Raw genomic sequence first — 22205 nt, forward strand, 5'->3', positions numbered from 1 at the left:
ACCCCGGTGACTTCACTGCGTGACTACGTGAGCACTGTAACCGCGGGTCCGTGACCGGAGAACAGCGATCGCGCAGCCGCACGGCAACTCCTGGAGCACAAGGTGCGTCAAACCGGGACAGGTCGAGCATCCGGCCGGTCCGGCCCGAACCCGGTGGTACGGGTTCCGCGCACCGGCTCGACGCCGGATTCCACCCCCTGCCCCTCGGCCCCACGCTTCCCTCCCCACGGGTGCCCTACTCCCGCCCCGGCAAAGGTGTTTCCGGTCTGGACCTATTGACAAGAGGATTGGTCTGGACCACGTTGTCCTCGAACGGTGGCCACCGTCGCTCCCCCTCCCCGACTTCCCCCACCGGAGGCCCCAGTGGACCGCGCACCAGGAACGCCCGGCCGCAGCAGACGCGTCTGGGCCGGAGCCCTCGTCTCCGCCCTCGCCCTCGCCCTTCCCCTCGCCGGCGCGGGCCAGGCGTCCGCGGCGGACGTCAACAACGCGAAGAACGCAGGCTTCGAGGCGGGCCTGAGCAACTGGACCTGTTCGGCGAACAGCGGCACCACCGTCTCCTCCCCGGTGCACGGCGGCGCATCCGCCCTCCAGGCCACACCGGCCGGGCAGGACAACGCCCGCTGCGCCCAGACCGTCGCGGTGAAGCCCGGCTCCACGTACCGGCTGAGCGGCTGGGTGCGGGGCGGGTACGCCTACCTGGGCGTCACCGGCACCGGCACGACGGACGTGTCCACCTGGACCCCCGACTCCGGCTCCTGGAAGGAGCTCTCGACCAGCTTCACCACCGGCTCCACCACCACCTCGGTGACGGTCTACACGCACGGCTGGTACGGCCAGGCCGCCTACTACGCGGACGACGTGTCGGTCTTCGGTCCCGACGGGGGCGGCGGCGGTGACCCGGACCCGACGGTCCCGGGCACCCCGGCCGGACTGGCCGTCTCCGGTACGACGTCCTCCTCGGTCTCCCTGGCCTGGAACGCGGTGTCGGGCGCGACCGGCTACACCCTCTACCGCGACGGCACCAGGGTGACGGCGGTGTCCGGAACCTCCGCCACGGTGACCGGCCTCGCGGCCTCGACGTCGTACGACTTCCAGGTGGCGGCGACCAACGCGGCGGGCGAGTCGCCTAAGTCGGCGGCGGTGACCGCGCGCACGAAGGAGAGCGGCGGCGGGGGCGGTGACCTGCCCGGGCACGCGGTGACCGGCTACTGGCAGAACTTCGACAACGGCGCCGCCGTCCAGCGGATCTCGGACGTCTCCTCCCAGTACGACATCATCGCGGTCGCCTTCGCCGACGCCACCGGCACACCGGGCGCCGTCACCTTCACCCTCGACTCGGCGGGCCTGAAGGGCTACACCGTCGCCCAGTTCAAGGCCGACGTCCGCGCCAAGCAGGCGGCCGGCAAGAAGGTGATCATCTCGGTCGGCGGCGAGAAGGGCACCGTCGCGGTGAACGACTCCGCCTCCGCCGCGAACTTCGCGAACTCGGTGTACGCGGTGATGCAGGAGTACGGCTTCGACGGCGTCGACATCGACCTGGAGAACGGCCTGAACGCCACCTACATGACGCAGGCGCTGCGCTCCCTGTCGGCGAAGGCCGGCCCGTCGATGATCCTCACCATGGCCCCGCAGACCATCGACATGCAGTCGACGTCCAACGCGTACTTCCGTACCGCGCTGAACGTGAAGGACATCCTCACGGTCGTCAACATGCAGTACTACAACAGCGGTTCGATGCTGGGCTGCGACGGCAAGGTCTACAGCCAGGGCACGGTGGACTTCCTCACCGCGCTCGCCTGCATCCAGCTCGAGAACGGCCTCGACCCGTCCCAGGTGGGCCTCGGCCTGCCGGCCTCGACCCGGGGCGCGGGCAGCGGCTACGTCTCCCCGTCCGTGGTGAACAACGCCCTGGACTGCCTCACCAGGGGCACCAACTGCGGCTCCTTCAAGCCGTCGAGGACCTACCCGTCCCTGCGGGGCGCCATGACCTGGTCCACCAACTGGGACGCCACGGCGAACCACGCCTGGTCGAACGCGGTGGGCCCGCACGTCCACGCCCTGCCGTAACCGCGGCCGGTCCCGGCTCCGAAGGCCCCGCCCACGGCACCGTGGGCGGGGCCTTCCCCTGCCACGGGGAAAGCCGGGGACGTCCGGGTGAAACATTTCCCCCGCCCCACCGCATCAATGAGGTGAGGACGGCGGACGACGAGACACACACGGGGGCGCGGAGCATGAGGCAGCGGCGGGCGGACGAGTACGCCGAGTTCGCGGCGGCCCGGGCCGGCCACCTGTACCGGTCGGCGTGTCTGCTGACCGCCGGGGACACCCACCTCGCCGAGGACCTCGTGCAGGAGACCTTCGGGCGGCTGTACGTCCGCTGGGGGCGCGTCAGCCGGGTCGGCAACCCGGCCGCGTACGCGCAGACCGTGCTCACCCGGACCTTCCTCGCCCACCAGCGGCGGCGCAGCAGCCGCGAGCGGGCGACGGACGTGTTCCCCGACCTGCCGGGGGCCGCCGACGGGGACGCTCCCCTGCGGCTGACCCTGATGGCCGCGCTCGCCCGGCTGCCCGCCAAGGACCGGGCCGTCATCGTCCTGCGGTACTGGGAGGACCGCTCGGTCGAGCAGACCGCCGACGTGCTGAACGTCAGCTCGGCGGCGGTACGCACGCGGTGCGTCCGGGCGCTCGGCCGGCTGCGGGAACTGCTCGGCGAGGACCTCGCGGAGTACTCCAGACCCTGACCCCCGCCGTCCCGCCCACCTCTGACACCCCTACTCTCACACCTCTGCGGAAAGGGTGGTTCGTCATGCCCTCTGACCAGTACCACGACCCCTTCGAGGACCGGCTCACCGCCGCCCTGCGCGACTCCGGAGACGGCTTCGACGCCGACGTGGCAGCCCTCACCGCCGGGGGTGAGGTCCGCGGCCGGCGGGCCCGGCTCCTGCGGCGGACGGCCGTGCTCTCCGGCGCGGCCGGGATCGCCCTGGCCGGGCTGGGCGGGGTGCTGCTCGTGCCGGGCGGTGACTCCTCCGGCCCCCGGTCCACCGCCGCTGCCGGACCGGCCGCCTCCACCGGACCGGCCGCCTCCGCGAGCGCCCCGGCCGCCGCGTCGTTCTCCGGCGACGACCTCCTGCGCAGCCTCAAGGACCTGCTCCCCGCCCCCGGGAAGTTCCGCGAGGAGTCGGCCCGGGGCACCGGAGGGGACCTGCCGCCGCACGCGCACCTGGTGTACGACGACGGCGGGGGCGCGGCCGCCATCGGCCTCGGCCTGCGCCGGGTGGAACCCGGCAGCCAGGAGGTCCGTGAGCTGACCCGGTGCCCGGACCGCACGTTCGTCGACTACGACGACTGCACCTCCGCCCGGCTGCCCGACGGCTCGCTGCTCATGCTGTTCCAGGGGTACGAGTATCCCGACCGGCGCGAGGACACCAAGTGGTGGAACGCCGAGCTGGTGACGGCCGAGGGAGCGCACGTCTCCCTGAGCGAGTGGAACGCCCCGGCGCAGAAGGGTGCCGAGGTCTCCCGCGCCGAACCCCCGTTGAGCGTGGAGGACCTGAGGAAGGTCGTCACCGCCGACGTATGGCGGCGCGTCGTGGACGCCATCCCGGAGCGCCCCGGGCGGTCGGCCACCGGCACGCCGCAGGCCCCGCCCCGGGCCGTTCCGGGCGGGTCCATCGGCGCCACGCTCACCGAGTTGCTGCCGGACGGGCTCACCGTGGTCGGCCGGGGCGGCCAGGAGAGCGAGTACGCCTACCTCGTCGTCGACGACGGCAGGGGCAGGAGCCTCGTCCAGATCAATGTGCAGCCCGGCATGGGCGACGTCGCCGGCCAGCTCCACGGCGACGCCGAGACCCTCCCCGACGGCACCCTGGTCACCACGCGGAAGGGCCCCGGCGAGAAGGGCGCCGAGGGGGTCGTCATGTGGACCGCCGACACCATGCGGCCGGACGGCTTCCGGGTGGTGGTCACCGCCTTCAACACCGGCGCCCAGCACCAGGACGCCACCCGGGACGCCCCGGCGCTGACCGTCGGGCAGCTGAGGGAGATCGCGCTCAGCCCGAAGTGGCGGGCGCTGCGGTGATGCGGCCCGTCGGCCCCGCGGCGGCGGTCAGAGGAACCGCGACCACGGCTGGTCCCAGACCTGCTTCACGCACAGGACGAGGAACAGCAGGCCCGCGAGGGCGAGCATGGAGTTGCTGAGCGGCCCGTTGCGCCATTGCCTGGGCGTGCGGGAGGAGTTGAGCAGCCACATCAGGGTGAGGGCGAGGAACGGCATGAAGGCGGCGCCCAGGACGCCGTAGAGGATGATCAGGCGGAACGGCTCGTCCTGGAAGAGCAGGATCATGGGCGGGAAGGTGAGCCAGAGCAGGTAGGCGCGGAACGCCCAGGAGCGTTCGCGGCGTCCGGAGGCCAGCACCTCGCCCCTCGCCTCCCGCTCACCGCGCTGCCGGGCCAGGAAGTCGGCGAACATCAGGCTCACGCCGTGCCAGACCCCGATCAGGGAGGTGAAGGAGGTGGCGAAGAACCCGATCAGGAAGAGTGTGCCGGTGGCCGTGCCGTACTGCTCCTCCAGGATGCCGCCGAGTTGCATCAGCCCCTTGTCGCCGCTCGCGACGGCGATGTTCGCCGAGTGCAGCAGTTCGGCGCCGACGAGCAGCATCGCCACGACGAAGATGCCGGTGGTGGCGTAGGCGACCCGGTTGTCCAGCCGCATGACCTTCATCCAGCCGCTGTCGGTCCAGCCCTTGGCGTTGACCCAGTAGCCGTACGCGGCCAGCGTGATGGTGCCGCCGACGCCGCCGATCAGGCCGAGGGTGTTGAGGACCGAGTCCTCCTCGTCCGGGAGGACGGGGAGGAGACCGGCGAAGGCGTCGCCGAGGTTCGGCGTGACCCGGACCGCCAGGTAGACGGTCACCACGAACATGACGCCCACCAGGACCGTCATGACCTTCTCGAAGACCTCGTACTTGTTGAACCAGACGAAGGCCAGGCCCACCAGACCGCAGGCGATGCCCCACCAGCGGAGGTCCATCACGTCCGGGAAGAGGGCCTGCAGCGGCAGGGCGCTGGACGACATCGCCGCCGCACCGTAGACGAAGCCCCAGATCACCGCGTAGACGGCGAAGAACCACGTCGTCCAGCGGCCGAGGCTCGCCCAGCCGTCGAAGAGGGTGCGGCCGGTGGACAGGTGCCACCGGCCGCACGCCTCCGCGAGGGAGATCTTCACCAGACAGCCGACGACCGCCGCCCACAGCAGCGTGTAGCCGAAGTTGCTGCCGGCGATGAGCGTGGCCACGAGGTCTCCGGCGCCCACACCGGTCGCGGCGACGACGATGCCGGGGCCGATGTGGCGCCATCCGGACGTGCGCGGGTGGGGTCCGGGCGCGGTGGCCGCCCCGGTGTCCTGGGTGTTTCCCGTGGTGTCCGCCATGAGGTCAAGAAAGCGGACGGGTGCCCCTCGGACAAGAGGGCGTGCGGGGATCTTCACGGGATGCGTCCGGTCGGCCGCCACACCCACGCACACTTGACCTGATCATGTCATGCATCGACGATGACCGCACCGCACCACGCACGTCGCCATGGACAACCCCCACCTCCCACAAGGAGACTTCATGCGACTCCGCACCCGCGGCAGACGCTCCGCCGCCCTCGCCGGGCTGCTCGCCCTCGCGCTCGCCGCACCCCTCTCCCTGACGGCCACCCAGGCCGGGGCCGACAGCGCCGACCGGCCGGCACCCTCGGCCGACGACGTCCGCCAGTACGAGATCCACCGCCACACCACGCCCCTGACCCGCACGGCCATCCAGCGCTCCGGCGTCACCGTGGACGAGGCGGACGAGGAGACCGTGGTCGTCTCCGGACGCGCGGACCAGATCCGCACCCTGCGCCGGCAGGGCTACGAGGTCACGCCGCTGGGCGCCGCCCCGGACCGCTCGTCGGCCGCCGACGGGCTGCGCCTGTACGACTTCCCCTCGGCCGACTCCCGCTACCACAACTACGCCGAGATGAACGCGGAGATCGACCAGCGGCTGGCCGCCCACCCGTCCCTCATGAGCAAGCGGGTGATCGGCAAGTCCTACCAGGGCCGGGACATCGTCGCCATCAAGATCAGCGACAACGTGGCCACGGACGAGAACGAGCCGGAGATCCTCTTCACCCACCACCAGCACGCCCGCGAACACCTCACCGTGGAGATGGCCCTGTACCTGCTGCGCGAACTCGGCACGGGGTACGGCAGCGACTCCCGGATCACGAACGCGGTCAACGGGCGGGAGATCTGGATCGTCCCCGACCTCAATCCGGACGGCGGCGAGTACGACATCGCCACCGGCTCCTACCGCTCCTGGCGCAAGAACCGCCAGCCCAACTCCGGTTCCTCGTACGTCGGCACCGACCTCAACCGCAACTGGGACTACCGCTGGGGCTGCTGCGGCGGCTCCTCGGGGTCCAAGTCCTCGGACACCTACCGGGGTTCGGCGCCGGAGTCCGCGCCCGAGGTGAAGGTCGTCGCCGACTTCGTGCGCAGCCGCGTCGTGGGCGGCAAGCAGCAGATCACGGCCGGCATCGACTTCCACACCTACAGCGAACTGGTGCTGTGGCCGTTCGGCTACACCTACTCCGACACCACGACCGGCATGACGGCCGACGACCACGCCGCCTTCAAGGCCGTCGGCCAGAAGATGGCCGCGAGCAACGGGTACACGCCCCAGCAGTCCAGCGACCTGTACATCACGGACGGGTCGATCGACGACTACCTCTGGGGCGCGCACAAGATCTTCGGCTACACCTTCGAGATGTACCCGAGGTCGTCCTCGGGCGGCGGCTTCTACCCGCCCGACGAGGTCATCGAGCGGGAGACGTCCCGCAACCGGGACGCCGTGCTCCAGCTCCTGGAGAACGCCGACTGCATGTACCGCTCCATCGGGAAGGCGGGGCAGTACTGCGCCTAGCGTCCGGTCACCGCTCCCGCCCGGCGTCGCCGTCCCGGGAGGTCCCGGGGTCCTCGGAGTCCTCGGAGCCCGCAGAGTTCTCGGAGTCCTCGGAGTCCTCGGAACTCTCCCCGGGTTCCGGGGACTTCTCCGCGTCCTCGTCGAAGTAGGCGTCCAGGACGGCGTCCAGCGCGGTGTCCCACTCGGCGAAGCGGCTCCGGGAGTCGGCCTCGATCTCGAGGGGGTACCACCGGCGGTCGGGGGTGTGGACGGTGACCGTGTACCGCTTGCCGAAGCGTCCGGTCTCCGTCTCCACCGCGCCGATCTCGTCCCAGCGGAACTCGCACTCCTGGTCGTCCAGCCGCAGCCGGACACCGCTGTGGTCGGCGACGATCCTGGCGCGGCGGTCGGACGCCTCGAACACGGGCCCGTCGGGGGCGGGTTCCGGGTCCTCCGCGGCGTCCGCGGCCGAGGACCCGGCCGGCTCCTCGGTCTCCGCCCCGGACGCCGTCCCGTCCTCCGGCTCCTCCGGCGCCGCCTTCCCGTCCGCCTCCCGGGCGGACGGGGGCGAGGTGAGCCCGGGGATGAATGCCGGGTCGAACCCGGCGCCTTCCAGGGGCTGGCTGCTCGAACCTATACGCTGCTCCACACCGCAGGAGTATGGTCGACAAACCTGTGCCGGGCACAGGCGACCCCGACTTCGTTATCGGACGCCTACACGGGCATCACGGCTCACACGACGAGACTGAGCGCCGCGGCGACCGCGAAGCCGGCCACGGACAGCACGCTCTCCAGCACCGTCCACGTCTTGAGCGTGTCCCGTTCGCTGATGCCGAAGTACTTGGCGACCATCCAGAAGCCGCCGTCGTTGACGTGCGAGGCGAAGATCGAGCCCGCCGAGATGGCCATGATGACGAGCGCCACGAACGCCTGCGAGTGGTCGCCCTCGGCCAGCAGCGGGGCCACGATGCCGGCCGTCGTCACGATCGCCACCGTCGCCGAGCCCTGCGCGACCCGCAGCACCACGGAGATCAGGTAGGACAGGACGATCACCGGGAGTCCGACGCCGTTGAAGGTGTCGGACAGCGCCTGGGCGACACCGCTGGCCTTGAGGACGGCGCCGAAGACCCCGCCCGCGCCGACCACCAGCAGGATGTTGCCGACCGGCTTCAGCGAGGACGTGGAGACGGTCTCCAGGGACTTGCGGGACCAGCCGCGCCGGATGCCCAGCAGGTAGTAGGCGAGGAACAGGGCGAGGGTGAGCGCCACGAACGGGTGGCCGAAGAACTCGATGACCGAGCGGAGGGTCGAGGGGTCCAGGGCGATGGAGGAGAACGTCGACGCGAGGATGAGCAGGAGCGGCGTGCCGATGATGCCGAGGACGGTGCCGAGCGGAACGGGTGTCTCCCGCGGCTCCACGCCCGAGGCGCGCTGCTCGGCGACGACGGCGTCCTTGGCCTCCTGCGCGGCCTCGACCATGTCCTGCGGCACGGCGACGAAGATGCGCTTGCCGATCCAGGCGGAGTAGACCCAGGCGGCGACGACGGCCGGCAGACCGCAGACGACGCCCATCAGGATGACCCAGCCCAGGTCGACGTCGAGCAGACCGGCGGCGGCCACCGGGCCCGGGTGCGGGGGCAGGAACGCGTGGGTGACGGACAGGCCGGCGAGCAGGGGGAGGCAGTAGAGCAGGATCGACTTGCCGGAGCGCTTGGCGGCCGCGTACACGATCGGCGCGAGGACGAAGATGCCGACGTCGAAGAAGACCGGGATGCCGAAGATGAGACCGGTCAGGCCCATGGCGAGCGGGGCGCGCTTCTCGCCGAACAGGCCGAGCAGCCGGCCGGCCAGCACCTCGGCGCCGCCGCTGACTTCGAGGATCGCGCCGAGCATGGTGCCCAGGCCGATGATGATCGCGACATGGCCGAGGATGCCGCCCATGCCGGACTCGATGGTGGACACCGCGTCCGAACGCTGGACCGTGCCGAAGAGTTCGGTGACCGACAGACCCGCCATCAGGCCGACGGCTATGGAGACGGCGAGCAGCGCCACGAAGGGCTGCAGCCGGACCTTGATGATCAGGAACAGCAGCAGGGCGATCCCGATGGCGGCGACGGTCAGCAGACCCGCGGTGCCCTCGAGGAAGAGGAGGAGTCCTCCGGTGTGCGGTGGTGCCTCGGCCGGGGCGGAGGCGGCGAGCGGGAGGAACGGATGGGACATTCGGGGGTCCTCTGGGTAACGGCATGGGGCTTTCGGGCAGGGGGGATCGCGGCACGGCGTCCCGGCGGGGTGCGGGAGACCGTGCCGTGACGACGTACGGCGGTGGGGGGAGGTGGGGTAAGGGGCGCGCGTCAGCCGAGGACGGCGAGCGCGTCGATCTCGATGAGGAGGCCGGCGGGCAGACCGACGTACACGGTCGTGCGGGCGGCGGGCGGCTGGGTGAGGCCCTGCTCCTCGAAGTAGGCGTTGTAGATCTCGTTCATCTCCGCGAAGTGGTCCACGTCGGTGAGGTAGACGCGGATCATCATCACGTCGTCCCAGCTCGCGCCGCCCTCTTCGAGGATCGCCTTGACGTTGGCGAAGGTCTGGAGCGTCTGCTCGCGCAGGGTCGGGCCGGCGGGGGTGGGGGCCTTGCCCTCCTCGTGGGGGAGGAAGCCCACCTGGCCGGCGACCTGGAGGATGTTGCCCTTGCGGACGCCGTGGGAGAACTTCGCGGGCGGGGTGGTGTGGGTGCCGGGGGTGAGCGCGGTCTTCTCGGTCATGCGGGGGTGTCCTTCACTGGGGTTCTGCCGGAGTACTCGCCGCTGATCGCGTCCGCCGTACGGCGCACCAGCGGGAGCAGGGTGAGGAGTTCGTCGGCGGAGACGACGACGTTCGGCGCGGACACCGACATCGCGGCGACCACCCGGCCGTCGGCGCCGCGGATCGGCGCGGCGACGCAGTTGATGGACTCCTCGTGGCCACCGAGGTCGGTGGCCCAGCCCTGTTCGCGCACCTTGGCCAGTTCCTGGAGGAACGCGCCGGCGTGGGGCGTCGAACGGGACGTGTACATGGGGTAGTCGAGCTTCTCCGCGAGGGCGCGGCGTTCGTGCTCGGGCAGGTCGGCGAGGAGGAGCTTGGCGACGGCCGCGACGGTGATCGCCACCGGCTTGCCGATCCGGGAGTACATGCGGACCGGGTAGCGGCTCTCCACCTTGTCGATGTAGAGGACCTCGTTCTCCTCGTACACGGCGAGGTGGACGGTGTGTCCGCAGCTCTCGTTGAGGCGTACGAGGTGGGCGTGGGCGATCTCCCGCACGTCGAGGTTCTCCATCGCCTCCTGGGCGAGGGCGAAGAGGCGCGCGCCCAGGCGGTAGCGCTGGTCGGACTGGCGGTAGACCATGCCGTGCTCGTGCAGGGTGCGCAGCAGGCGCAGGGCGGTGGACTTGTGCACGCCCAGGCGGTCGGCGACCTGGCCGAGGTCGGCGGGGCCCTCCGCGAGCAGCGGGAGGATGCTCAGGGCGCGGTCTACGGTCTGGCTCATGGGGTGCGTGCCTCCTTCTCGGTCCCCGGGTGTTCTTCGGCTCGTGTCCAGCCGGGGCCGAGTCGCAGTCTCCCCCACGCGGTGTCGTCGAGAGCGGCGAGGCGGTCGGCGCGGTCGCGGGCGGGGGGTGCGGCGAGGTCGCCGGGGGCGGTGAGGACGGCTGCCGCGGTGAGGTGGCCGTGGCGGAGGCGGTCGCGTACGGGCAGGCCCCTCAGGGTCGCCGAGAGGAAGCCGGCGGCGAAGGCGTCGCCGGCCCCGACGGCGGCGACGACGTCGACGTGCAGGGCGGGCACGAAGGTCGCGGTGCCGTCCGCGTCCTCGCCCGGGAGGCCGTCGGTGTCCTTGGCGAAGGCGACCGCTCCGCCCTTGCCCTGCTTGACGACCACGATCCCGGGTTCGGGCAGGGCCTGACGGACCGCGCGGGCGCCGTGCAGCCCCCATGCCTCGCGCGCCTCGTCGTCGCCGACGAAGACGATGTCCGCCCCGCGCGCCAGTTCCAGCAGGACCTCCGGGCCGTGGCCGTCGTTCCACAGGCCCGGGCGGTGGTTGACGTCGAAGGAGATCAGGGGGCGGCCGGGGCGGGGGGCGGTCAGTTCCCGCATGAGGGCCAGGCAGCCGGGGGAGAGCGCCGCCGTGATGCCGGACAGGTGCAGGACGCGTCCGGCGCGCACGGCGGCCGGGTCCACGCCGGACGGTGACATGGCGGAGGCCGCCGAGCCCGCCCGGTAGTAGGCGACCTCGTGGGCGTCCGTCGAGCGGTCGCCCGCCGTGCGGAAGTAGATGCCGGTCGGGCGGGCGGGGTCGCGGCGGACGTGCGACACGTCCACCCCGTATCCGCCGATCGTCTCGACGAGGTGGTCCCCGAAGCCGTCGGCGCCGACGCTGCTGATCCACCGGGTGGTGTGTCCGGCCGCCGCGAGGACGCACGCCACGTTGGACTCCGCGCCGCCGATGCCCCGGTCGAAGGAGGGGACGTCGGCGAGGCGGCCCGGCCGGGAGGGCCGGAACGTCACCATGGACTCGCCGAGCGCGACGACGTCCACGACGTCGGGGGCGTTGCCGGCTGCGGTGGCGGTCACGATGGCGGGGCTCCTCGTCTGCTGCGGGGCGGGGCGGTGTCCGTTGACCCCGCGTTGGCCGAGATGTTAGACAGCGGTAAGCGATATACGCAACGAGTGTTGCAAACAGTGCAACACCGCTGATCAGGGAGGCTCCGATGGTCCTCGACGCTCTCAACCACCTCGCCGGGGAACGGGTGGACCACCGCTTCAAGGGCCTCCCGCCGGACGCCGAGGGCCTGACCGTCGGCGAGCTGGCCGCCCAGCGCCGCAACCTCTTCACCGACGGCTTCACCACCCCCGTGCTCGCGCTCTCCGCGGAGCGCCTGGAGCACAACCTGAGGCTGATGGAGACGTACGCCGCCCGGCACGGTCTCGCCTTCGCCCCGCACGGCAAGACGTCCATGGCCCCCCAGCTCTTCCACCGCCAGATCGCGCACGGGGCCTGGGGCATCACCCTCGCGGTGCCGCACCAGGTGCGGGTGGCCCGGGCGTACGGGATCCAGCGGGTCTTCCTCGCCAACGAGCTGGTGGACGCGGCGGCCCTGCGCTGGATCGCCGCCGAGCTGGACGCCGACCCCGCATTCCGGTTCCTCTGCTACGTCGACTCCGTGCGCGGGGTGGAGCTGATGGACTCGGCCCTCGCCGGCGTGTCCCGTCCCGTGGACGTCGTCGTCGAGCTGGCCGCGGGCGAGGGCGCCCGCACCGGTGCGCGGACCGAGGCCGAGTGCGCCGCCGTCGCCGACGCCGTGGCAGGCGCCCGGTCGCTGCGGCTGGCCGGGGTCGCCGGGTACGAGGGCGAGGTGCCGCGGGCGGACCCGGAGCGGGTGCGCGCCTGGCTGCGGCGGCTGGTGTCGCTCGCCGTCGACTTCGACGAGGCGGGGCGGTTCACCGGACTCGACGAGATCGTGGTGAGCGCCGGCGGCAGCGCCTGGTTCGACGCCGTCGCGGACGTCTTCGCCGGCATCCCGGACCTCTCGGCGCCCGTCCTGAAGTTGCTGCGCTCGGGGGCGTACGTGTCGCACGACGACGGCCACTACCGGGAGCTGACGCCCTTCAACCGGGTGCCGGAGGAGGGGGCGCTGGAGCCGGCGTTCCGGCTGTGGACCCAGGTGGTGTCCCGCCCCTCCCCCGAGCAGGCGTTCACCAACGCCGGCAAGCGGGACGCGGCCTACGACCTCGACCTGCCGTTCGCCCAGGTGGTCCGCCGGGACGGTGCCGAGCGCCCGGCGGACGGGATCTCGGTGACCGGTCTGTCCGACCAGCACGCGTGGCTGCGGACCACCGGGGAGGCCGGTCTGGAGGTGGGAGACTGGGTGGGACTCGGTCTGTCGCACCCCTGCACGTCGTTCGACAAGTGGGTGCTCATCCCCGTGGCCGAGGCCGACGGCACGGTGGTCGACTACATCCGCACGTTCTTCTAGGAGGCCGGCGCATGGAAGAGCTCGTCATCCGGGACGCGGACGTCGTGGACGGCTCCGGCGACCCGTCGTACCGCGCGGACGTGGTCGTCGACGGCGGCCGCGTCGTCTCCATCGTGAAGGAGGCGGCGGCCGCGGGCTGTCAGCGCCCGAAGGCCCGCCGTGAACTGGACGCCGAGGGGCTGGTGCTGGCCCCCGGCTTCATCGACATGCACGCCCACAGCGATCTGGCGCTGCTGCGCGACCCCGACCACAGCGCCAAGGCCGCGCAGGGCGTCACCCTCGAAGTGCTCGGCCAGGACGGGCTGTCGTACGCCCCGGTCGACGACCGCACGCTCGGCGAGGTGCGGCGGGCGATCGCCGGCTGGAACGGCCCGGGCGACGACATCGACTTCGACTGGCGGTCGGTCGGCGAGTACCTGGACCGGCTCGACCGGGGCATCGCGGTCAACGCCGCCTACCTGATCCCGCAGGGCACGGTCCGGGCGCTCGTCGTCGGCTGGGAGGACCGTGCGGCCACGCCCGAAGAGCTGGACCGGATGCGGCGGTTGGTCGCCGAGGGCATGGAGCAGGGCGCGGTCGGCATGTCGTCGGGGCTGACGTACACGCCCGGCATGTACGCCCAGGGGGCCGAACTGACCGAGCTGTGCCGGGTGGTGGCGTCCTACGGCGGCTACTACTGCCCGCACCACCGCTCCTACGGGGCGGGCGCGCTGGAGGCGTACGAGGAGATGGTGGCGCTGACGCGGGAGGCGGGCTGTCCGCTGCACCTCGCGCACGCGACGATGAACTTCGGCGTGAACAGGGGCCGAGCGCCCGAGCTGCTGTCCCTCCTGGACGACGCCCTGGACGCGGGCGCGGACATCAGCCTCGACACCTACCCCTACACCCCCGGCTGCACCACCCTGGTGGCGCTGCTGCCGAGCTGGGCGAGCGAGGGCGGCCCGGAGGAGACCCTGCGGCGCCTCGCGGACGAGGAGACCGCCGAACGCGTCCGGCACCATCTGGAGGTCACCGGCTCGGACGGCTGCCACGGCGTGCCCGTGGAGTGGGAGACCATCGAGATCTCGGGCGTCGGCGACCCGGCGCTCGGCGGGTACGTGGGCCGTACGGTCCTGGAGTCGGCGCGGGAGCGCGGCGAGTCGCCGTGGGCGGTCGCACGGGAACTGCTGCTGAAGGACAGGCTCGCCCCGACGATCCTCCAGCACGTCGGCCACGAGGAGAACGTCCGGGCGATCATGCGGCACCGGGTGCACACCGGCGGCTCGGACGGCATCCTCCAGGGCGCCAAGCCGCACCCGCGCGCGTACGGCACGTTCCCGCACTACCTCGGTCACTACGTGCGCGAGCTGGGGGTGCTGTCGCTGGAGGAGTGCGTCGCGCACCTGACCGCGCGCCCGGCGGCGCGGCTGCGGCTGCCGGACCGGGGGCTGGTCCGGGAGGGGTACAAGGCGGACCTGGTGCTGTTCGACCCGGCGACGGTGGCCGCGGGGTCGACCTTCGCCGAGCCGCGGACGCTGCCGACGGGCATCCCGTACGTGCTGGTCGACGGGCGGTTCGTGATCGAGGACGGGCGGCGCACCGACGCGCTGGCGGGCCGGGCGGTCCGCGGGACTCCCCGCTGACCGCCCGCCCCTCCCCGTCTACGGCTTGGGGACCGCGCAGCCGCTCGCGCTCAGGGTGAGCCGGTTGTCCGCGCCGAAGCAGGCGGGGAACAGGTGGGTCTGCTGGGCGTAGTTGATGCCCCGGCGGACCGTGACGGTGCCCTTCTCGTCGACCTCGCACGGGTTGTTGACCGTGCAGCGCTCACCGTCCTCGTTGCCGGTGTTGTTGACCGCGACCACCCGGCCGGTGGCGTGGTCGACGACCGGTGAGCCGGAGGTGCCGCCGATGGTGTCGCAGGCGGAGGTGTAACGGACCGAGTCCTTCCAGGTCCAGTCGCCCTCCTTCAAGCGGTGGGCGAACCCGTCGACGGAGCAGGTGTAGATCCGCTTCCAGTAGCCGGAGACCACGCTGATGGCCGTGCCGGCCGCCGGGCGGGTGCCGCTCAGCGTCAGCGCGTCGATGCCGTAGGCGCTCTTGATCTGCGCGTACGTCGTGCCGAGCCGGTAGATCGCGGCGTCCGTGTCCGTCATGGTCGCGTAGACGAGCCGGTTGGCGCGCAGGGTGGCGACCTTGGTGCCGGAGGAGTTCAGCAGGCCGAAGCTGCGGCTGGAGGCGCGGTCGACGAGGACCTGGCCGGGCGCGGGGAAGCCGCTCTCCAGGCAGTGGCCGTTGGTCAGCACGAGCGCGGGGTCGTCGGCCTGTGAGCCGGGCATCCGGACGAGGGAGCCGGAGCAGTTGCTGAGCGAGACGGTGCCGGCGAAGTTCACCGCGGCGGCCTTCGGCGCGACGAGTGCGGACAGGGCGTCCGCCGCGGCCCCGGCCGTGTCGTCGACGACATCCGTCAGCGACACGGCCGGGACCGCGTCCGTGGCCGTATCCGCGCCCGTGGGGGAAGGCGCGGAGGCGACCGCGGGGGCCGCGCCCGCCCCGGCGAGGGCCAGGGCACAGAGCGCGACGACGAGAGGTTTTCTCATGGGGGTCCCCTCAATGCGGCATCGGGCGGCCGGACCTCCGGCCACCCACGAAGTTGTCATGCGCATTCTCAGCACGTCGGGGACGAGCGGGCAAGGACGCGTTTCACGACCGGCGGCAGCGCCCGCCGGGGCGCCCCCAGGGTCGCCCGGTTCCGCGGGGAAAGGGGCGCCCGGCGCGGGGAGGCCCGGTGTGGAAGTGGTGGAGGCCCGCGCCCCCGCGCGGGACCCCCGGAGACATAACCACCCGAATCGACGCGTCTCGCGTGGCGGAAAACACGGCCCGAAGGGCCATACCGGGCCGTAAGCTCCCACCATGCAGGTGATCCAGTCGACCAAGCTCGCCAATGTCTGTTACGAGATCCGGGGTCCGGTGCTCGAGGAGGCGATGCGGCTCGAAGCGGCCGGTCACCGCATCCTCAAGCTGAACACCGGCAATCCGGCGGCGTTCGGCTTCGAGTGTCCGCCCGAGATCCTGGAGGACATCCTCCGCAACGTGTCGACGGCCCACGGCTACGGCGACGCGAAGGGGCTGCTGGCGGCACGCCGGGCGGTCGTCATGCACAACCAGACCCTCGGCATCGAGACCGACGTCGAGCACGTCTTCATCGGCAACGGCGTGTCCGAGCTGATCGTGATGGCGATGCAGGGCCTGCTCGACGACGGCGACGAGGTGCTCGTCCCCGCGCCCGACTACCCGCTGTGGACGGCGGCCGTCTCACTCTCCGGCGGCACCGCGGTGCACTACCGCTGCGACGAGCAGTCCGACTGGATGCCGGACCTCGCCGACGTGGAGCGCAAGGTCACCGACCGCACCAAGGCGATCGTCATCATCAACCCGAACAACCCGACCGGCGCCGTCTACGACGAGGCGGTCCTCAAGGGCCTGACCGACATCGCCCGCCGCCACAACCTGCTGGTCTGCTCCGACGAGATCTACGACAAGATCCTCTACGACGACGCCGAGCACATCCCCACCGCCTCCGTCGCCCCCGACCTGCTCACCCTCACCTTCAACGGCATGTCGAAGGCGTACCGGGTGGCCGGCTACCGGGTGGGCTGGATGTCGATCTCCGGTCCGCGCGCCCACGCCGACTCCTACATCGAGGGACTGACGGTCCTGGCGAACATGCGTCTGTGCGCGAACATGCCGGGCCAGCACGGCGTGGTCGCGGCGCTCAGCGGACGCCAGACGATCAACGAGCTGGTCCTGCCCGGCGGGCGGCTGCGCGAGCAGCGGGACACGGCGTACGAGCTGCTGACCCAGATTCCGGGGGTGAGCTGCGTCAAGCCGAAGGGGGCGCTGTACCTCTTCCCCCGCCTCGACCCCGACGTCTTCAAGATCAAGGACGACCGCCGCATGGTCCTGGACCTGCTGCGCCGCGAGAAGATCATGGTCGTCCAGGGCACCGGCTTCAACTGGCCGGAACCGGACCACTTCCGGATCGTCACCCTGCCGTCGGTCACCGATCTGCGGGACGCGATGGGCCGTATCGGCCGCTTCCTGGACGGGTACGGCCAGCCCTGACAACCGGTGACACCTGTCTGATCTTGTGGACGACTCAACTTTAGACCGAATCCAAGCTAGGATGGCTTCCTGTCAGCACCCAGGAGGCCATCCATGTACGAGCCGATACGTGACAAGTCGGTCCACAGCACGATGGCCGGCACCCCCCACGACTTCCCCCACCGTTCCCGCGAGGAAGAGCTGGACATCCAGCTCGCGGGTCATCTCGCCGCGCTGCTCGCCGTCACCGACGAGCTCCGCACGGCGGCGCCCTCGGCCGGTCTGGACACCGCCGCCGAGCGGCTCACCGAGCAGGTATCCCGCCTGCGGGGAGGACGTACGCCGGCCCGCGTGCCCGCGAGGACCACGGGCCGCGAGCCGAACGCGGCGGCGCTGCACCGGCGCGCCCACGCCCTCGCGGGCCGCGCCCTGGTCGTCGCCGCGTCCCGCGCCGACACCGCGGTCGCGATCCTCGCCGCCGAACAGATGGACGTCCACGCCGCGGCCCTCCAGCCGCGCGCCCTCGCGTCCCGCTGAGCCCTCCGGGCTCCCCCTACGGCCCCGGTCCGCGCGCAACCGCAGCGACGCGCGGACCGGGCGCCCCGCACGTCCACCGGCGCGCGCCGTCGCCCCGGCAGCGGTGCCGTCCGGGCACGCCGGAACCTCCCGTCGGACCTCGTCGAAGGCCCGCGGGCCGGTCCCCATGGCCCGGAGGTGACGCGGACCCCCTCGTGAGACTGGCTGGTTCCGGCCGGTGACGGGTGGCGCCCGGGGCGGATTCGCCCAGCCGGCGCGCCACGGTCATGGGGCCGGGAGCCCGGACCGCCCGTGACGGTCGAGGACCGGCGCCAGATAGGGCACCTGGCGGCCCGTCAGGTCCGTGGCGGCGCCGGCCAGGACGATGCGGTCCAGCTCCGGTTCCCGTCCGAGGGCTCGCTCGGCCGACGTGAGGATCCCGAAGCGCTCGTACAGCCACGGGGCCGGCCGGGGCGGGGCCCTGAAGAGCACGCCCACGCTGCCGTTCTCGCCCCGGGTCACCTGCCAGAGCGTCAGCCGGTCGTCCGGCAGGTCGATGCCCGTCTCCTCGGCCAGCTCCCGGGCCGCGTGGCGGCGCAGGACGTCCGGGTCGAGGAGTTCACCCTCCGGTGGGGGTTCGACCGAGCCGCCGGGAAGCTGCCAGCGGCCCGGTGAGGTCGTCCAGGGGGCCATCCGTCCGACCAGAAGCCGTCCGTCCGTGGACGGCTGGGCGACGGCGACGAACAGGGACGGCAGCCGTACCCCCGCTCCGGGCACCCGGCGCAGGACGTAGTACCGGTACGTGGCCCGTACCCAGTTCAGCACGAGGACCCGCGGCTCCTCCCGTTCCACGGCGGTGCAGCCGGCGACCGGACCGTCGAACAGCGTCGGGTTGGCGTGGACGGCCGCTGCCCAGGCGGCGTCCATGGCCCGCCGGTCCTCGGGCGACAGCCGGAACGGCGGCTCCTCGACCAGGCGCAGGCGGTCGACGTCGAAGAGGTCGACGCCCCGTGGCCGTGTCACGCTGCGGAGGCCGGCTCGAAGGGCGTGACGAAGGAGGTCCGGGGCCGGGCCGCGCCATCGGGGAGCGGGCCGTGGGTGATCCGGACGTCGCGGACGGGCGCGGGACCGGTGTGCGCCTCGCACCCCTTGGGGCAGTCGCCTCCGCCCCCGTCGCCGGAGGTGCTCCGGCGCCTGACGGGAGCGGTCAGGTCGATTCCGCTGTTCGCCGTCCCGGTCATTCTCCTCCGCCTTCTCGATCGGGGGGGCGCCTCCCCAGGCAGTGCGGCGGCCCCGGGCGATCGTATGCCTCGCCGAATTCTGCTTCCCGGACGGCCGGTCGGCCGTGACGGTAATTCCCGGCCCGCCGGCGGCTCCGCCTGCTAGATTCAGCGACCGTCGTGCAGTGCTCAGTGCTGCGAACCGAGGAGGTGAGTCCGATCAACGCTGTGACAGGTCGGGGCTCCCTCCCGTGCATGGCCTAGGGAGCGCCCGCGGAGGCATCCCGAAAGGCCCTCAAAGCTATGCGCTTCACCTCCCGCACGTCGTCCGACGGCGTGTCCGAGCACCTCTTCACCCTCGGTGAGATCCCCGGCGTGCTGTGGACGCCGGAAGGCGCCACCGGCACGCGCCCCCTGATCCTGATCGGGCACGGCGGCGGCCGGCACAAGAAGGCCCCCGGCGTCCTGTTCCGCGCCCGTCGCTTCGTGTCCGCGTGCGGTTTCGCGGTCGCGGCGGTGGATGTGCCGGCCCACGGCGACCGGCCCAAGGACGAGGAGCTGGACCGGATCGCCACCGCGAACCAGGCCCGCGTGGCGGCCGGCGAGGAACTCGCTCCGCTGATCGCCGGATTCCAGGCGCTCGTCGCCCGCCGGACCGTCCCCGAGTGGCGGAAGGTCCTGGACGCCCTCCAGGAGCTCGACCACGTCGGCCCCGGCCCGGTGGGCTACTGGGGCGTGTCGCTGGGCTGCGGCCTCGGTGTCCCCTTCGTCGCCGACGAGCCGCGGGTCCGGGCGGCGGTGCTGGGCCTGGGCGGAGCGCTCGGCACGGCCGAGGCCGCCGCGCGGATCACCGTGCCGGTGGAGTTCCTGGTCCAGTGGGACGACGAACGGGTGCCGCGCTCCCAGAGCCTGGCCCTGTTCGACGCCTTCTCCTCGGCCGAGAAGACCCTGCACGCCAACCCCGGCGCACACGCCGAGATCCCGGCCCACGAACTGGACAGCAGCGTACGGTTCTTCGCCCGGCACCTCGCCTGACGCCACCGGCCGAGGCCCCCGGCACGGCCCGCGCGGCCCGCACCCCGCCGACGCCGGGGACGGTCGGGGCGCCCGCACCACGGGACGGAAGGGCAACGGCCGAGCGCTCCGGCCGACGGTGGGCGTCGGCCGGAGCGCTCGGTCGTCCCCCGGCACGTTCGTGAGCCCTCTGGGTGGGCCGTGCCGGAGGGGCGGGGTGGGTCGGCCGCCGCCGGGTTCCGTCGGGGCGGACGGAGGGGGCGGCGGCCGGCCCGGTACCCCGTACGCCGTTGTACGGGGCCCGCCGGTGTGTTCCGCGGCCGGTCGTGGCGTGACGATCGCTGGTCAGGGCATCCTCAAACCGAGAACCGACCGGCCGCGGGGTCTGTGCGGGCGTCAGCCCAGGCGCTGCACCAGCGCGTCGTACTGGTCCCACAGCTCCTTGGGCGTGTGGTCACCGAAGGTGTTGAGGTGCTCGGGGACCAGGGCGGCCTCCTCGCGCCACACCTCCTTGTCGACGGTGAGCAGGAAGTCCAGGTCGGCGTCGGAGAGGTCCAGCCCGTCGGTGTCCAGGGCGGCCTTGGCCGGGAGCACCCCGATGGGGGTCTCGACGCCCTCCGCCTTGCCGTCCAGGCGCTCCACGATCCACTTCAGGACGCGGGAGTTCTCACCGAAGCCGGGCCAGACGAACCTGCCCTCGTCGTCCTTGCGGAACCAGTTGACGTAGTAGATCTTCGGCAGCTTGGACTGGTCCTTGTCCTTGGCCACGTCGATCCAGTGCGCCATGTAGTCGCCCATGTTGTAGCCGCAGAACGGCAGCATGGCGAACGGGTCGCGGCGCAGCTCGCCGACCTTGCCCTCGGCGGCGGCGGTCGTCTCGGAGGCCACGTTGGCGCCGAGGAAGACGCCGTGGTTCCAGTCGAAGGACTCCGTGACCAGCGGTACGGCGCTGGCGCGGCGCCCGCCGAAGAGGATCGCGGAGATCGGCACGCCCTTGGGGTCCTCCCACTCCGGCGCGATGATCGGGCACTGCGCGGCGGGGGTGGTGAAGCGGGCGTTGGGGTGGGCGGCGGGCGTACCGGACCCGGGCGTCCAGTCGTTGCCCTTCCAGTCGGTGAGGTGGGCCGGGGTCTCCTCCGTCATGCCCTCCCACCACACGTCGTTGTCGTCGGTGAGGGCGACGTTGGTGAAGACCGAGTTGCCCCACAGCGTCTTCATGGCGTTGGCGTTGGTGTGCTCGCCGGTGCCGGGGGCGACACCGAAGAAGCCGGCCTCGGGGTTGATGGCGTACAGGCGGCCGTCCTCGCCGAAGCGCATCCAGGCGATGTCGTCGCCGATCGTCTCGACCGTCCAGCCGGAGATCGTGGGCTCCAGCATGGCGAGGTTGGTCTTGCCGCAGGCGGAGGGGAAGGCGGCGGCGACGTACTTGGACTCTCCGTGCGGCGGGGTGAGCTTCAGGATGAGCATGTGCTCGGCCAGCCAGCCCTCGTCGCGGGCCATGACGGAGGCGATGCGCAGCGCGTAGCACTTCTTGCCGAGCAGGGCGTTGCCGCCGTAGCCGGAGCCGTAGGACCAGATCTCGCGGTCCTCGGGGAAGTGGGAGATGTACTTGGTCCGGTTGCAGGGCCAGGGGACGTCCTCCTGGCCGGGCTCCAGCGGGGCGCCGACCGAGTGCACGGCCTTGACGAAGAAGCCGTCGGAGCCGAGCTCGTCCAGGACCGGGCGGCCCATGCGGGTCATGGTGCGCATGGACACGGCGACGTACGCGGAGTCGGTGATCTCGACGCCGATGGCGGACAGCGGCGAGCCGAGGGGGCCCATGCAGAAGGGCACGACGTACATGGTGCGGCCCTTCATGGAGCCGCGGAAGACGCCCTCGTCCCCCTGGAAGACGTCCCGCATCTCGGCGGGGGCCTTCCAGTGGTTGGTCGGGCCGGCGTCCTCCTCCTTCTCGGAGCAGATGAACGTCCGGTCCTCGACGCGGGCGACGTCGGTGGGGTCGGAGGCCGCGTAGTAGGAGTTGGGGCGCTTGATCGGGTCGAGTTTCCTGAAGGTGCCCTTGGCCACGAGCTCCTCGCACAGGCGCTCGTACTCGGCTTCCGAGCCGTCGCACCAGACCACGTTGTCCGGCTGGGTGAGCTCTGCGATCTCGTCGACCCAGGAGATCAGTCCCTGGTGGGTGGTGGGGACGCCGGGTTCCGCGATGTCGCGCGCCACGTTTGCTCCTAAATGAGGGGTTTTTTGTTTGGAGGCCCCGTGGGGGCTGCGACCCGGATGCTGCACGGTGGTGCGCTGCGCGCTCATCCGGTGTCGACCGCACTCATTTGATCATCCGATGCGAGCGCCCATCTGTCCAGAGGGCCGCACAGGTGAGCAACGTGACGCTGACCACGGCCTTTCGCGGAGCTTTACCTCCCCGTTGGGCAGACCTGAATATT

The 22205-nt window shown here is 72.0% G+C and carries 18 protein-coding genes; 9 read left to right on the forward strand and 9 right to left on the reverse strand.

What is annotated here, in order from left to right:
* Nucleotides 1–363: 363 nt before the first annotated feature.
* From IE172_RS12715 to IE172_RS12725, 3 genes are all read left to right on the forward strand, one after another.
* A complete protein-coding gene (locus IE172_RS12715) occupies nt 364–2070 on the forward strand; it encodes a chitinase (RefSeq protein ID WP_190097282.1) in 1707 nt (568 codons plus the stop codon).
* A 164-nt stretch (nt 2071–2234) separates the two neighbouring features.
* Nucleotides 2235–2744: a SigE family RNA polymerase sigma factor gene (locus IE172_RS12720; RefSeq protein ID WP_190097283.1), complete on the forward strand. Its 510-nt coding sequence runs from the start codon at nt 2235–2237 to the stop codon at nt 2742–2744.
* Between the two features lie 65 nt (nt 2745–2809).
* A complete protein-coding gene (locus IE172_RS12725; protein WP_190097284.1) occupies nt 2810–4084 on the forward strand; it encodes a hypothetical protein in 1275 nt (424 codons plus the stop codon).
* A 27-nt stretch (nt 4085–4111) separates the two neighbouring features.
* Here IE172_RS12725 and IE172_RS12730 read toward each other — a convergent pair whose 3' ends face one another.
* The gene (locus IE172_RS12730) at nt 4112–5434 is read right to left on the reverse strand and encodes an Nramp family divalent metal transporter (protein WP_190097285.1); all 1323 of its coding nucleotides are present in this window, start codon (nt 5432–5434) and stop codon (nt 4112–4114) included.
* A 181-nt stretch (nt 5435–5615) separates the two neighbouring features.
* Here IE172_RS12730 and IE172_RS12735 point away from each other — a divergent pair, with 181 nt between their 5' ends.
* On the forward strand, nt 5616–6953 hold the full coding sequence (locus tag IE172_RS12735; protein WP_190097286.1) for a M14 family metallopeptidase: 1338 nt from the start codon (nt 5616–5618) through the stop codon (nt 6951–6953).
* A gap of 7 nt (nt 6954–6960) precedes the next feature.
* Here the strand turns inward: IE172_RS12735 and IE172_RS12740 are convergent, their stop codons facing one another.
* From IE172_RS12740 to IE172_RS12760, 5 genes are all read right to left on the reverse strand, one after another.
* Nucleotides 6961–7581 carry a hypothetical protein gene (locus IE172_RS12740; protein WP_190097287.1) on the reverse strand — a complete coding sequence of 207 codons (621 nt, stop codon included), beginning with the start codon at nt 7579–7581 and terminating at the stop codon, nt 6961–6963.
* 83 nt (nt 7582–7664) lie between these two features.
* Nucleotides 7665–9152 carry a GntP family permease gene (locus tag IE172_RS12745; RefSeq protein WP_190097288.1) on the reverse strand — a complete coding sequence of 496 codons (1488 nt, stop codon included), beginning with the start codon at nt 9150–9152 and terminating at the stop codon, nt 7665–7667.
* A gap of 131 nt (nt 9153–9283) precedes the next feature.
* On the reverse strand, nt 9284–9694 hold the full coding sequence (locus IE172_RS12750) for a RidA family protein (protein ID WP_190097289.1): 411 nt from the start codon (nt 9692–9694) through the stop codon (nt 9284–9286).
* Nucleotides 9691–10455, reverse strand: coding sequence for an IclR family transcriptional regulator (locus IE172_RS12755; RefSeq protein ID WP_190097290.1), 765 nt, complete (start codon nt 10453–10455; stop codon nt 9691–9693). The genes IE172_RS12750 and IE172_RS12755 overlap by 4 nt, the downstream gene beginning before the upstream one ends.
* Nucleotides 10452–11534, reverse strand: a complete 1083-nt coding sequence (locus tag IE172_RS12760; protein WP_268253470.1) for a sugar kinase — start codon at nt 11532–11534, stop codon at nt 10452–10454. The genes IE172_RS12755 and IE172_RS12760 overlap by 4 nt, the downstream gene beginning before the upstream one ends.
* A 137-nt stretch (nt 11535–11671) precedes the next feature.
* On the opposite strand from IE172_RS12760, the gene IE172_RS12765 reads away from it, so the two are divergent.
* Together IE172_RS12765 and IE172_RS12770 are read left to right on the forward strand one after the other, a co-directional pair.
* Complete coding sequence (locus IE172_RS12765; RefSeq protein WP_190097291.1) at nt 11672–12937, forward strand: amino acid deaminase; 1266 nt, start codon at nt 11672–11674, stop codon at nt 12935–12937.
* Nucleotides 12938–12948: 11 nt separating this feature from the next.
* Nucleotides 12949–14559 (forward strand): N-acyl-D-amino-acid deacylase family protein, encoded by a 1611-nt coding sequence (locus IE172_RS12770; protein WP_190097292.1) that lies wholly within the window; start codon nt 12949–12951, stop codon nt 14557–14559.
* Nucleotides 14560–14577: 18 nt separating this feature from the next.
* On the opposite strand, the gene IE172_RS12775 is transcribed toward IE172_RS12770, so the two are convergent.
* Nucleotides 14578–15513 carry a S1 family peptidase gene (locus IE172_RS12775; protein ID WP_190097293.1) on the reverse strand — a complete coding sequence of 312 codons (936 nt, stop codon included), beginning with the start codon at nt 15511–15513 and terminating at the stop codon, nt 14578–14580.
* Nucleotides 15514–15826: 313 nt separating this feature from the next.
* Here IE172_RS12775 and IE172_RS12780 point away from each other — a divergent pair, with 313 nt between their 5' ends.
* A complete protein-coding gene (locus IE172_RS12780) occupies nt 15827–17038 on the forward strand; it encodes a pyridoxal phosphate-dependent aminotransferase (RefSeq protein WP_190097294.1) in 1212 nt (403 codons plus the stop codon).
* Nucleotides 17039–17131: 93 nt separating this feature from the next.
* Nucleotides 17132–17554, forward strand: coding sequence for an SCO4983 family protein (locus IE172_RS12785; RefSeq protein ID WP_190097295.1), 423 nt, complete (start codon nt 17132–17134; stop codon nt 17552–17554).
* A 264-nt stretch (nt 17555–17818) separates the two neighbouring features.
* Here IE172_RS12785 and IE172_RS12790 read toward each other — a convergent pair whose 3' ends face one another.
* Nucleotides 17819–18556, reverse strand: a complete 738-nt coding sequence (locus IE172_RS12790; protein ID WP_190097296.1) for an NUDIX hydrolase — start codon at nt 18554–18556, stop codon at nt 17819–17821.
* A 500-nt stretch (nt 18557–19056) separates the two neighbouring features.
* Here IE172_RS12790 and IE172_RS12795 point away from each other — a divergent pair, with 500 nt between their 5' ends.
* Nucleotides 19057–19788: a dienelactone hydrolase family protein gene (locus IE172_RS12795; protein ID WP_190097297.1), complete on the forward strand. Its 732-nt coding sequence runs from the start codon at nt 19057–19059 to the stop codon at nt 19786–19788.
* Between the two features lie 375 nt (nt 19789–20163).
* On the opposite strand, the gene IE172_RS12800 is transcribed toward IE172_RS12795, so the two are convergent.
* The gene (locus IE172_RS12800) at nt 20164–21984 is read right to left on the reverse strand and encodes a phosphoenolpyruvate carboxykinase (GTP) (RefSeq protein ID WP_190097298.1); all 1821 of its coding nucleotides are present in this window, start codon (nt 21982–21984) and stop codon (nt 20164–20166) included.
* Nucleotides 21985–22205 lie beyond the last annotated feature (221 nt).

Source organism: Streptomyces griseoflavus (genome assembly GCF_014649995.1).
GTDB classification, from domain to species: domain Bacteria; phylum Actinomycetota; class Actinomycetes; order Streptomycetales; family Streptomycetaceae; genus Streptomyces; species Streptomyces griseoflavus.

What these genes read in the sequence shown, in the direction of transcription:
- IE172_RS12720 (WP_190097283.1), top strand. Translation starts at nt 2,235, where the DNA reads ATGAGGCAGCGGCGGGCGGACGAGTACGCCGAGTTCGCGGCGGCCCGG.
- IE172_RS12725 (WP_190097284.1), top strand. Translation starts at nt 2,810, where the DNA reads ATGCCCTCTGACCAGTACCACGACCCCTTCGAGGACCGGCTCACCGCC.
- IE172_RS12730 (WP_190097285.1), bottom strand. Translation starts at nt 5,434, where the DNA reads ATGGCGGACACCACGGGAAACACCCAGGACACCGGGGCGGCCACCGCG.
- IE172_RS12735 (WP_190097286.1), top strand. Translation starts at nt 5,616, where the DNA reads ATGCGACTCCGCACCCGCGGCAGACGCTCCGCCGCCCTCGCCGGGCTG.
- IE172_RS12745 (WP_190097288.1), bottom strand. Translation starts at nt 9,152, where the DNA reads ATGTCCCATCCGTTCCTCCCGCTCGCCGCCTCCGCCCCGGCCGAGGCA.
- IE172_RS12750 (WP_190097289.1), bottom strand. Translation starts at nt 9,694, where the DNA reads ATGACCGAGAAGACCGCGCTCACCCCCGGCACCCACACCACCCCGCCC.
- IE172_RS12755 (WP_190097290.1), bottom strand. Translation starts at nt 10,455, where the DNA reads ATGAGCCAGACCGTAGACCGCGCCCTGAGCATCCTCCCGCTGCTCGCG.
- IE172_RS12765 (WP_190097291.1), top strand. Translation starts at nt 11,672, where the DNA reads ATGGTCCTCGACGCTCTCAACCACCTCGCCGGGGAACGGGTGGACCAC.
- IE172_RS12770 (WP_190097292.1), top strand. Translation starts at nt 12,949, where the DNA reads ATGGAAGAGCTCGTCATCCGGGACGCGGACGTCGTGGACGGCTCCGGC.
- IE172_RS12775 (WP_190097293.1), bottom strand. Translation starts at nt 15,513, where the DNA reads ATGAGAAAACCTCTCGTCGTCGCGCTCTGTGCCCTGGCCCTCGCCGGG.
- IE172_RS12780 (WP_190097294.1), top strand. Translation starts at nt 15,827, where the DNA reads ATGCAGGTGATCCAGTCGACCAAGCTCGCCAATGTCTGTTACGAGATC.
- IE172_RS12785 (WP_190097295.1), top strand. Translation starts at nt 17,132, where the DNA reads ATGTACGAGCCGATACGTGACAAGTCGGTCCACAGCACGATGGCCGGC.
- IE172_RS12795 (WP_190097297.1), top strand. Translation starts at nt 19,057, where the DNA reads ATGCGCTTCACCTCCCGCACGTCGTCCGACGGCGTGTCCGAGCACCTC.